Annotated in this window: 10 protein-coding genes; 5 read left to right on the top strand and 5 right to left on the bottom strand. The window is 39.7% G+C overall.

The window, feature by feature from the left end; translation table 11 throughout:
* Positions 1-42: 42 nt before the first annotated feature.
* Both ACOVO2_RS04005 and mgrA read right to left on the bottom strand, forming a co-directional pair.
* The gene (locus tag ACOVO2_RS04005; protein ID WP_421768728.1) at positions 43-1,242 is read right to left on the bottom strand and encodes a PQQ-dependent sugar dehydrogenase; all 1,200 of its coding nucleotides are present in this window, start codon (positions 1,240-1,242) and stop codon (positions 43-45) included.
* Between the two features lie 197 nt (positions 1,243-1,439).
* A complete protein-coding gene (mgrA, locus tag ACOVO2_RS04000; RefSeq protein ID WP_421768727.1) occupies positions 1,440-2,435 on the bottom strand; it encodes an L-glyceraldehyde 3-phosphate reductase in 996 nt (331 codons plus the stop codon).
* Between the two features lie 197 nt (positions 2,436-2,632).
* On the opposite strand from mgrA, the gene ACOVO2_RS03995 reads away from it, so the two are divergent.
* Positions 2,633-3,214 (top strand): Crp/Fnr family transcriptional regulator, encoded by a 582-nt coding sequence (locus ACOVO2_RS03995; protein ID WP_421768726.1) that lies wholly within the window; start codon positions 2,633-2,635, stop codon positions 3,212-3,214.
* A 60-nt stretch (positions 3,215-3,274) separates the two neighbouring features.
* Here the strand turns inward: ACOVO2_RS03995 and ACOVO2_RS03990 are convergent, their stop codons facing one another.
* Both ACOVO2_RS03990 and ACOVO2_RS03985 read right to left on the bottom strand, forming a co-directional pair.
* Positions 3,275-4,618 carry a DEAD/DEAH box helicase gene (locus ACOVO2_RS03990; RefSeq protein WP_421768729.1) on the bottom strand — a complete coding sequence of 448 codons (1,344 nt, stop codon included), beginning with the start codon at positions 4,616-4,618 and terminating at the stop codon, positions 3,275-3,277.
* A 166-nt stretch (positions 4,619-4,784) separates the two neighbouring features.
* Complete coding sequence (locus tag ACOVO2_RS03985; protein WP_421768725.1) at positions 4,785-4,952, bottom strand: hypothetical protein; 168 nt, start codon at positions 4,950-4,952, stop codon at positions 4,785-4,787.
* A gap of 129 nt (positions 4,953-5,081) precedes the next feature.
* On the opposite strand from ACOVO2_RS03985, the gene ACOVO2_RS03980 reads away from it, so the two are divergent.
* The 4 genes from ACOVO2_RS03980 to ACOVO2_RS03965 all read left to right on the top strand — a co-directional run bounded on the left by ACOVO2_RS03980 (position 5,082) and on the right by ACOVO2_RS03965 (position 7,395).
* The gene (locus tag ACOVO2_RS03980) at positions 5,082-5,507 is read left to right on the top strand and encodes a hypothetical protein (protein ID WP_421768724.1); all 426 of its coding nucleotides are present in this window, start codon (positions 5,082-5,084) and stop codon (positions 5,505-5,507) included.
* A 93-nt stretch (positions 5,508-5,600) separates the two neighbouring features.
* Complete coding sequence (locus tag ACOVO2_RS03975; protein ID WP_421768723.1) at positions 5,601-5,918, top strand: (2Fe-2S) ferredoxin domain-containing protein; 318 nt, start codon at positions 5,601-5,603, stop codon at positions 5,916-5,918.
* 4 nt (positions 5,919-5,922) lie between these two features.
* Entirely contained in the window at positions 5,923-6,621 is a 699-nt protein-coding gene (locus ACOVO2_RS03970) for a YjjG family noncanonical pyrimidine nucleotidase (RefSeq protein ID WP_421768722.1), read from the top strand.
* A gap of 318 nt (positions 6,622-6,939) precedes the next feature.
* Entirely contained in the window at positions 6,940-7,395 is a 456-nt protein-coding gene (locus ACOVO2_RS03965) for a YdeI/OmpD-associated family protein (protein WP_421768721.1), read from the top strand.
* 260 nt (positions 7,396-7,655) lie between these two features.
* On the opposite strand, the gene ACOVO2_RS03960 is transcribed toward ACOVO2_RS03965, so the two are convergent.
* A partial coding sequence (locus ACOVO2_RS03960; protein ID WP_421768720.1) for an NADPH-dependent FMN reductase occupies positions 7,656-7,970 on the bottom strand: 315 nt, incomplete at its 5' end.

Here is a 7,970-nt window from a genome sequence, read left to right as displayed (position 1 = left end):
TTTTTATCTGTGGACAATCGACCACCGACCGTTGACTATTACTTATTTCTTAGCAATTCTGTAAAGGCGACCTTGGTCGGTAACGGCGTATAATGCACCGTCTTTTCCTTGTGTTACATCACGGAAACGTTGGAATTCCTCGGTCAATAATCTTTCTTCTCCCACCACTCGGTTATTTTCGATAATCAAACGAGCAATGTGCATTCCGCTCAAACAACCCACAAAAAGGTTATTTTTCCATTCTGGAATCATATCTCCGCTATAAAAAGTCATTCCACTTGGCGAAACAGATGGGTCCCAATAATAAATTGGTTGTTCCATACCTTCTTTTTGTTGAATGACTGGCTCACCGATTTGTTTACCACTATACTCAATTCCGTAAGTAATCGTTGGCCAACCGTAGTTTTTGCCCGCCTGTACGTGATTGATTTCGTCGCCACCTCTTGGGCCAAACTCATTCGAGAACAATTCGCCCGTTACTGGGTGGAAAGTTAAACCTTGTACATTTCTATGTCCGTAAGAATACAATTCTGGTTTTGCACCTTCTTTTCCTAAAAACGGATTTCCAGCCACTGGTTTACCATCGGTCGTGATGTGTAGAATCTTTCCAAGGCTTGAATTTAATTCCTGTGCTTGTGGGCGAGTAACTTTATCCGAACGCTCACCCGTACTCACAAAAAGATTTCCGTCTTTATCAAAAAGAATTCTTCCACCGTAGTGCAAATTCCCTTTGTGGGCAGGAGTTGCTCGGTAAATAACCGTTGCACCTTCAATCTTTGATTCATCTGCTGAAAGTTTTCCTTTTGCCACCGATGTGAGTGTGCCGCCCTGAACGTTTTCAGAGAATGTCCAGTAAATCATGCGGTTTTTCTGAAAATTTGGGTCGATTGTTATGCCCAATAAACCACCTTGACCATCAGAATTTACGGCTGGTGCTCCCGTGATTGGCTTACTCAATTCACCGCTTACCTTTGCGATTCTCATCACCCCACTTTTTTCCGTAATAATCAACCGGCCATCGGGTAAGCTTTTCACACCCCACGGAGATGTTAATCCTTCGGTTAAAACTTTAGCTGCATAAGGCGTTTGGGTTTTTACGGCCCCAATACGAGTTTGACCTTTAAAAGCCGATGGATAAGTAGAGTTCGGAGATTTTGTTTCTACCGAAGTGCTGGCACTTTGAGCACACGAAGCATAAGCAAGCGTACTGAAAGCCAATGAAAATAAAATATGTTTTTGCATTTATTTGTTGATTTTGTGACCCTGTTTAACCTTTTAATTTACTGATGAAAATCGGTTAATTTTGAGCGAGACAATTAATTTCTTTGAGTCGTAGCAGAGCTACGGCGAAAATAAATTAAGAAGTCGCAGCCAAAATTTACCATTTTTTAATCAAAAGAAATAAGGTTAAACAGGGTCTTTGTTAAAAATACTACTTTTTAAGCCAAAATACTATTAATTTCTTGTAATTCTGAATCTGAGAAAGACGTATTTTTCAGACATTCCAACGAATCTGTCAGTTGCTGAGGCTTGCTCACACCCAAAATAACCGACGTAATACGTGGGTCTTTTAATACCCAAGATAAAGCCATTTGTGCCAAATTCTGACCACGTTTCACGGCCAATTCATTGAGTTTGATTACTTTATTTACGTTCGCTTCCGTAATTCGGCTTTCTTCAATCGCACCGTTTCCACGACCCGAAGCAGCTCTCGAATCGGCTGGAATACCTTTGATGTATTTGTTTGACAATAGACCCTGTGCCAATGGCGAAAACGCTACGCAACCCGCACCGTTTGCTTCCAAAACATCGAGCAAACCACCTTCTACCCAACGGTCGAACATCGAATATTTGGCTTGGTGAATGATACACGGCGTGCCTAATTCTTTCAAAATCTTGGCGGCTTTTTCGGTGTCGGCAGCACTGTAATTGGAGATTCCCGCATACAAGGCTTTTCCTTGACGAACAATCAGGTCGAGTGCAGCCATTGTTTCTTCGAGTGGCGTTTCGGGGTCTGGGCGGTGGTGGTAAAAAATATCCACGTAATCTAAACCCATTCTTTTTAGGCTTTGGTCTAAGCTCGAAACCAAGTATTTTTTAGAACCCCACTCGCCGTACGGGCCTTCCCACATATAAAAACCCGCTTTAGTCGTAATCACTAATTCGTCTCTGTACGGTTTCAAATCTTTTTTCAAAACCTGTCCGAAAGTTTCTTCGGCCGAACCCGCTGGTGGACCATAATTATTGGCTAAGTCGATGTGCGTAACACCACTATCAAAAGCCAATTTTAAGATTGCACGAGCATTTTCGAAGTTATCAATGCCGCCGAAATTATGCCAAAGACCCAACGAAAGTGCTGGAAGTTTTAATCCGCTTTTACCACAACGACGGTACTCCATTTCTTGGTATCGCTGCGGTGATGCTGTGTAATTCATAGAATTTGTAGGTTTTGTTTAATTAGAAACAATTTGTAAAGGCAAAATACTGAACTCAGAACCTTTATTTCAAGTTTTAAACGTACGATGATGAATTTTATGCAATAATCACTATCGTAAATCATAGTGCAAAGTTGGGATTTCTTCTCAGAAAAAGCATTGAACTGGAACAAGAAATAAAAATTTAGACCGAATTCATGCACGAAAGCATTCAAAACTATATCTCAAGATTTGTGAGTCTTACGCCCGAAGAATTATCGGTTGTAGAAAATTGTATGCAGCTGCGAGAATTTCCCAGAAAAACGATGCTTCTCAACGCTGGAGATGTCTGCAATTTTGAGGCCTATGTACTGAAAGGCTGTATTCGGGAATATTTTATCGACCACAAAGGGCAAGAATTAACACTCGAATTTGCGGTGGAAGATTGGTGGGTAAGCGATATTACGAGTTTTGAAAACCAAACTCCGAGTATGATGTATATCGAAACGCTCGAAGATTGCGAACTTTTGGTACTTTCTCGTGCATCAAAAGACGAATTGCTGGCTCGTGTTCCGAAGTTGGAACGAATGTTTAGGCTGATGATTCAGCGACATTTGAGTGTGCTGCAAAAACGCTTGTTTCGCACCGTTTCATATACTGCAATGGATAAATTTGAGGAATTTCTGCGACGCTACCCTTCGCTTCCGCAGCGAGTGCCGCAGCATTATATTGCTTCGTATCTGGGCATTACTCCCGAATTTCTGAGCAAATTAAGGAAACGACAAATGAAAAAAGTGTGAGTAGTATCTTTGCACCACCCACACTTTTTCGTTTAAAATCACTTGCCGTAACTCAAAAAATCAATTTCTACCCTTCGGCTTATTTCCTGTTTTCTTAATAGGTCGGCCGTATTTTGCCCATTTTTCGGCTTTAATATCTCTCCTTACGTTTACTTTTTTGTTTTTCTCTAATTTTTCATGAAAAGCAGGCCCGACGGCTTCCTTTTTTGGCACTTTTACCAAAATGTTTTTCATTTTCACTTGTGGCATTTCTGCTTCGGTGAGTTTATCAGAAATCGTAAGGTTTTCGGGCAATTCCAATACAGGAACTTTGTATTGCATTACGGCCTCAATGGCTTCAAGTTGTTCGATTTCTTTTTCGGTTACGAAGGTTATCGAAACACCTTTTTTATCAACACGACCCGTTCGACCGATGCGATGCACGTAGTTTTCGGGGACTTCGGGTACATCAAAGTTTATCACGTGCGATACCTCTGCAATATCAATACCACGAGCAATGATGTCGGTCGCTATCAACATCGTGCAACTTCCATCCTTAAAGGCCGTTACGGTATTAAAACGATTATTTTGTGCTTTGTTTGAGTGAATTACGCCAACTTTATCGCCATATTTCTTCGATATTTTATCATAAAGCTGGTCGGCCAGTTCTTTGGTTGCAGCAAAAATCAATACCTTACTCATGCTCTCGTCTTCGGTGAGTAGCAATTCGAGCAAGTTTACTTTGGTATTGAAGTTCGGAACATGATAGAGCGTCTGCGAGATATTATCGAGAGGCGAACCCGCAGGAGCTGCTTCTACTCTGATGGGTTCGTTGAAATACGTTTCAATTAGTTGCTCCACTTCTTCGGTAATTGTTGCCGAAAAAAGCAAATTTTGGCGTCGAACTGGCAATAAATCAAGGATATTTTTGAGTTGAGGTCTGAAACCCAAATTCAGCATTTCATCCACCTCATCAATCACCAATTTTTTAAGCGTTTTAGTTTTGATAAACCCACTCGTGAGCAAATCAATCAATCGGCCTGGCGTTCCTACCAAAACATCAACGCCGTTAGTAATGTCTAAAATCTGCGACTTGATATTTACGCCGCCATACACACCCACAGTCATTACGCTCATGTAGGTCGTTAGTTTCTGAACCGCTTCCACAACCTGCACCACCAACTCACGGGTTGGTACGATGATAAGAATTTGCGGTGTTTTTTCTTTCGAAAATTGGTACTGACGCAAACTCGGCAACAAATAAGCAAAGGTTTTACCCGTACCAGTCTGTGCTATTCCGCACACATCTTTGCCCGACATTACGACCGAAAACACTTTTTGTTGGATGGTCGTTGGTGTGGTATATCCCAGCTCTTCGAGGGCATTGAGAAGCTGTTTATTGAGATTTAATTCGTTGAAATTCATCATATTTATTATCGATTGGCCATCAAAATAGCCGTTTGTTATCAGATTTAGATAACAAAAGTTTTTTACTTATGCTAAAAATAGCCCACAAAGGTAACGCTATTTTGGCAGTAAATAAGGAAAATCTGGGCAATAACTACTAATTTATGGGTTTTATGATATTATTTTAGAGGCGTTTGTCGGTGTAAGTGTTTTGGTACTTCCTAAAAATGGCAGACCAAGGTCGAGATACGATTTCTGTTGTAGGAAAAATTTGTATATTTGGGTCGAAAAATTGACCGTAAGTTTTAGGGCTTCCAAAAACAATTATTTTTCTTGATACTCGTTCAGACATATATAGTTTTTTGATGAATAGGGGAAAATCATCTGTCGATTGTCAATCAAAAAAAACATAACAGCCAGTAACGCACAGCAAAGTATTCGTTCAGTTTTCATTATAAACCACTAAACAATTTCAAAATTCATGAAAAAAGCAGTAAAATTCTTATTTATCGCCCTATCATTTTTTGCCAGCACAGCTTTTGCCGCCGAAACTGATTTGACTTATAAACCCATACAGGTAGAAGACGAGTTTGCGAAAGTAAACAAATTAGAGCAGTATCTGGCCGAACACCCAGAAATGACCTACGAACAAGTAAAAAAGGCAAAGCCTGAACTTTTAGAGGGAGTTGATTTGATTTCTAACACCAACACTAACTTAGCACCAACAAAAGATATGCCTTTAGTTGGTGGTTTTTGGTGGGGTTGCTGCCTTGGTGTGGTAGGTTTGGCTTTGGTTTATTTCATTACCGACCACGACAAAGACCAAGTGCGTAAGGCTTTCTGGGGTTGTGTGATTGCCACAATCATTTGGGGAATTGGAGGTTTCTGGAATCCATTCGGCTGGTGATACCCAACAAAAAAATAACGCAAACGCCACAAAGTTTTTCTTAACTTTGTGGCGTTCCTGTTTTAAATACTTATCATTTAAAAGTTTTCAACGATGAAATTCAAAAAGCACGTATTTGTTTGTACAAACGATAAAGAAGCACCTAAGAAATGTTGTGGAAGTGAAAGAGGCATGGCGTTGGTTGATGCCTTCAAAGAAGAATTAAAAGACCGTAATTTATTGACCGAAATCAGAGCTCAAAAATCGGGTTGTTTAGATGTTTGTGCATTTGGGCCGTCGGTTGTGGTATATCCCGAAGGTATTTGGTACGGAAATGTACAACCAGCCGATGTGAAAGAAATTGTAGAAAGCCATTTAGTAAACGACCAACCAGTGGAGCGTTTACAATTAAAATTTGCACCAAAAGCATAATTTTATGGCTTACAAACACCTTTTCTTTGACCTCGACCATACGCTTTGGGATTTTGAACGAAACTCGGCAGAATGTTTGGCTGATATTTATGAGATTTTTGATTTTAAAAGTCTAAATATCAGCACATTAGAGGCTTTTCAGCAGGAGTTTTCGGTTGTGAACAAGCGTCAGTGGAGTTTGCTCGAACAAAATCTGATTACGCACGATGAACTTCGCCGCCGCAGATTTCAAGAAACGCTCGAAAACCTTGGTGTAAAAGACCTAAAAAAGTCGTTTGGCTTAGAAATCAATGAATATTTTCTCGAACTTTTGCCCAAAAAAGCTCATCTAATTGAAGGTGCGGTTGAGGTTCTGGACTATTTATTGCCCAAATACGAACTGCATATTATTAGTAATGGCTGGCAGGATATTCAAGTAAATAAAATGAAAAGCTCCGAAATACATCATTATTTCGGAGAAATCATTACCAACGAGCTGGCGGGTACACGAAAACCCGACCGTCGAATCTTTGATTATGCACTGGAAACTACGAAAGCAAATCTTGCGGAAAGTTTGATGATTGGCGATAACTATGAAGCCGATATTCTGGGGGCAATCAATGCCAATATAGATACGGTTTTTTATAATCCTGATAATATTCCGACTGAACAAAAACCAACTTTTGATATAAAGAAATTGGTCGAACTGAAAGAAATTTTGTAGAATTATAGGAAAAGCTGGTTCTTTAGTAACTAAGCATAGATAAGTTATCCATTGATGGAACGCAGATGAAACGGATGCAAGCAACGCAGATTCACACGGATTTTTGACTTTTTCATCTGCGAAAATCAGCGTTTCGGTAGAATCAGCGTCATCAGCGTTCCATAGTTTAAGACAATTTCAAATGGATGAGTTATTTTCTTTTACTTATGAAATTACTTAGTTTAACGCTGGCAGGGTTTGAACTCATAATAGAATTGTCTGCCAGCATTGACAAAGCAAACCATTTCGAGCGAATAAAATCATAAAGAACCATAACGCATGAAAATCGAATATGACGCCATCATCCAAAAAGATGAAGAAAATAATGGTTCTTACTGCGAAATTCCGTTCGATGTTCTCGAAACTTTTGGTAAGAAAAGAGTAAAAATCAAGGCTATCATTGATACCGTTGAGTATCGTGGCTTGCTTACGCCGATGGGTGGTAAATACGGACTTTTTATGAACAAAGAGGTGCGTGATAAAGTAGGTAAAACTTACGGCGATATGGTGCATATTTCGATAGAAGAAGATACAGAACCACGAGTTGTGGAAATACCGCAAGATTTGCTCGAAGCAATGTTGGCTGCCGATGTAAAACCATTTTTTGATAGTTTATCGTTTACGCACCAAAAAGAATACGTTCAATGGATTTTAGATGCGAAAAAAGAAGAGACTCGCCAAAACAGACTACTGAAAGCCATCGAAATGATGCAGAATAAAATCAAAACCAGGTAATACTCGTGGAACGAAACTCCAGTTTCGTTTAAAAAATGAGCGAAATAGAACCGTAAGTACTTGATTCGCTTTGGTCTATAATCATAAGTTTTCAATTCCTGTGGACTACCGACTATTGACCATCGACTACTTAAAAACCCTACTTCGCTCAAAATAAGTGATACGACAAAATTATTTTAAATTTTAAAAGGCTTAAATAATTGATAATAAGTGTCTTAGATTCGTCATTCGTAAATCTAAAATCGTCATTCTACTTATATTTACTTCACCAAACTTTCAGCCAACCATAAATATTCTTTTACAAACGAATCTACTTGTCTCTGGAACGATTCATCGAGCAGATTTCCTTCAGCATCAAACTTTTTATCAACCAATGGCGTAACGAGCATTTGCGGTGAAACCACTCCAAAAAATGCAGCAACTAATAGCAACATTTGCTGGCTTGCACGCATTCCGCCCATTGCCCCAACCGAAGCCGTAACAACTCCAAAAGGCTTGCGGCTTTGCTTCGGAAAATGGTCGAGCAGGTTCTTTAATGCGGGCGAGTACCCACCATTAAACTCGGGCGTAACCAA

The sequence above is a fragment of the Emticicia sp. genome (assembly GCF_049241225.1).
Classification (GTDB): Bacteria; Bacteroidota; Bacteroidia; order Cytophagales; family Spirosomataceae; genus Emticicia.
This window is presented reverse-complemented; position numbering and strand designations above follow the sequence as displayed.